Source organism: Bradyrhizobium sp., assembly GCF_049581145.1.
Lineage (GTDB): Bacteria > Pseudomonadota > Alphaproteobacteria > Rhizobiales > Xanthobacteraceae > Bradyrhizobium.
The window spans coordinates 1-2968 of record NZ_JBAURI010000162.1; the positions used below are offsets into that span (position 1 = coordinate 1).

A 2968-nucleotide genomic window follows, 5' to 3' on the forward strand; every position below is an offset into this window, starting at 1 on the left:
GTTGAGGACGACTTCGCCGACGATCTGGTCGTAATAGGCGGGGGTCTGATCGCGGCCGACCGTCGCCGCCATCTGCTTGACGTCGATCTGGGTGCGCTTGGCGATCTGCACCAAGGTGAGCCCCGGCTGCTGAAGCTCGTGGATGAGATTACGGCTGAACACGGAATTCGGGTCGGGGTCTCGTCCGGACAATCTGTCGAGCGCCAGTTGCTTGGCGCCAGCGGAAAACAGGATGAAGGCGCCTTCGGCCGGTGTCATCGGCGCCAGTCCGCCTCCTCCCTTGAGGCCGCGGCCGCCCGGTTGCTCGAACGGGTTGTCGCGGCAGGCGTCGAGCACCAGGATCGTGGTGCGGGCGCCGCGCGCCTGCAGGCGCTCAATGATATGCTCCGCCGGATAGGCGGCGTCGCGGAGCAGCTCCTCCTGGCCTTCGCCGACCGCCGGCGTGTCGGTCGGCACCAGAAAATTCTCGCCGTGGATCTCGAAGCCGTGGCCGGCGAAGAACAGCAGCGCCATGTCGCCCGGCTCGATCGCCTTGTCGAACGCCTGCAGCGACTCGGACATGGCGCGGCGCGACTGATTTTCGGCGATCACCACGGAAAAATTCAGCTTCTGCAGCACATCCGCGATCGCATGCGCGTCGTTGATGGCCGTCCGCAACGCCGGCACGTTCTGATAGGCGTTGTTGCCGATCAGGAGGGCGACCCGATTTTGCGCCAGCGCCGGCGGGCCCACCAGCCCGAGCACCAGTGCCGCCAGGCCGAGGACCACGCCGGTCGGTTTCATTTCGCTGCTCCTGTCAATCGCTTCCGCCGTGGTGGTGACGCTGCGCGGGCGGCTTTGCAGCGCGACTGTGTCGTGAAGGATTGTGGCGGATGCGCGCCGGCACCAACAACGGAGCAGGGAAAGGCGATGTCTCTTCGCCTCCGCGCCACGAATTTTCCTCCGAGCAGGCGGCTGCCGGCTTGACGGCGCGGCGTCGAGCGGTCTTTACCCTATGGAAACAACGAACGTTTTCCGCCTCCGGCGCTGATGGCGCCGTCCGTTCCGGGCAGCCGCGCCCCCACTCGTCAACGTCAACCGACCAGAGGAAGCCCATGCCGGCCTATCGCTCTCGCACCACCACTCACGGCCGCAACATGGCAGGCGCGCGCGGCCTCTGGCGCGCCACCGGCATGAAGAACGAGGATTTCGGCAAGCCGATCATCGCCGTGGTCAACTCGTTCACGCAGTTCGTGCCGGGCCATGTCCACCTCAAGGATCTCGGTCAGCTCGTCGCGCGCGAAATCGAGCAGGCCGGCGGCGTCGCCAAGGAGTTCAACACCATCGCGGTCGACGATGGCATCGCGATGGGACACGACGGCATGCTCTACAGCCTGCCGTCGCGCGAGCTGATTGCCGACAGCGTCGAGTACATGGTCAACGCGCATTGCGCGGATGCCATGGTGTGCATCTCCAACTGCGACAAGATCACGCCGGGCATGCTGATGGCTGCGTTGCGGATCAATATACCGACGGTATTCGTCTCGGGCGGCCCGATGGAATCCGGCAAGGTCAGCATCGACGGCAAGCTGAGGTCGCTCGACCTGGTGGACGCGATGGTGGCGGCGGCCGACGACAGGATCAGCGATTCCGAGGTCGAGGTGATCGAACGCTCGGCCTGCCCGACCTGCGGTTCGTGCTCCGGCATGTTTACCGCCAATTCCATGAACTGCCTGACCGAAGCCTTGGGGCTGGCGCTGCCGGGCAATGGTTCGGTGCTGGCGACCCATGCGGATCGCAAGGGCCTGTTCGTCGAAGCCGGCCACCTGATCGTCGATCTGGCCCGCCGCTATTACGAACAGGACGATCAGACCGCGCTGCCGCGCGCAATCGCCAGCTTCAAGGCGTTCGAAAATGCCATGACCTTGGATATCGCGATGGGCGGATCGACCAACACGGTGCTGCATCTGCTCGCGGCCGCGCACGAGGGCGAGATCGGCTTCACGATGCAGGACATCGACCGGCTGTCGCGCCGGGTGCCGGTGTTGTGCAAGGTGGCGCCCTCGGTGCCCGACGTGCATCTCGAGGACGTCCATCGCGCCGGTGGCGTCATGGCCATTCTCGGCGAGCTCGACCGCGCCAGGCTGATCCATCGCGACCTGCCGACGGTGCACGCCAAATCGCTCGAGGAGGCGCTCGAGCGCTGGGATGTCCGGCGAACCAGGAGCGAGAGCGTGCGCACTTTCTACAAGGCCGCGCCGGGCGGCGTGCCCTCGCAGGTCGCGTTCAGCCAGCAGCGGCGGTTCGAGGACGTCGATACCGACCGCGCGGCGGGCTGCATTCGCGACGTCGAGCATGCATTTTCGAAGGATGGCGGTCTCGCGGTGCTGTACGGCAATCTCGCCGTCGACGGCTGCATCGTGAAAACCGCCGGCGTCGATCAGAGCATTCTGAAGTTTGCGGGGCCGGCGCGGATTTGCGAGAGTCAGGACGCCGCGGTGGACGCCATCCTGAGCGGCAAGATCAAGGCCGGCGACGTGGTCGTGATCCGCTATGAGGGCCCGCGCGGCGGTCCCGGCATGCAGGAGATGCTTTATCCGACCAGCTATCTCAAATCGAAGGGGCTCGGCAAAAGCTGCGCCCTGATCACCGATGGCCGCTTCTCCGGCGGCACCTCGGGTCTGTCGATCGGACATGTCTCGCCTGAGGCCGCCGAAGGCGGCCTGATCGGACTGGTAGAGGAGGGCGACCGGATCGAGATCGACATCCCCGAGCGCTCCATCAGCCTGCGCGTCGATGAAGCCATGCTGGCGCGGCGCCGCGACGCGATGCTGGCCAGGAAGAACGACGCCTGGAAACCTGCGAAACGGAATCGCAAGGTCACGACGGCGCTGAAGGCCTATGCGGCGCTCACCACCAGCGCCGCGCGGGGTGCGGTGCGCATCGTCAGGGAGTGACATGCGTCGCGGCGAGCCCGACTGACTGAAAA

General features: G+C 65.9%; 2 protein-coding genes. One reads left to right on the forward strand and one right to left on the reverse strand.

Features of this window, described 5'->3' with window-relative positions; translation table 11 throughout:
• The coding region (locus WCB02_RS05245; RefSeq protein ID WP_423956779.1) for a caspase family protein at positions 1-783 on the reverse strand (783 nt) is incomplete at its 3' end.
• A 311-nt stretch (positions 784-1094) separates the two neighbouring features.
• On the opposite strand from WCB02_RS05245, the gene ilvD reads away from it, so the two are divergent.
• Positions 1095-2936 (forward strand): dihydroxy-acid dehydratase, encoded by a 1842-nt coding sequence (gene ilvD / locus WCB02_RS05250; RefSeq protein WP_423956780.1) that lies wholly within the window; start codon positions 1095-1097, stop codon positions 2934-2936.
• The last annotated feature ends 32 nt before the right edge of the window (positions 2937-2968 follow it).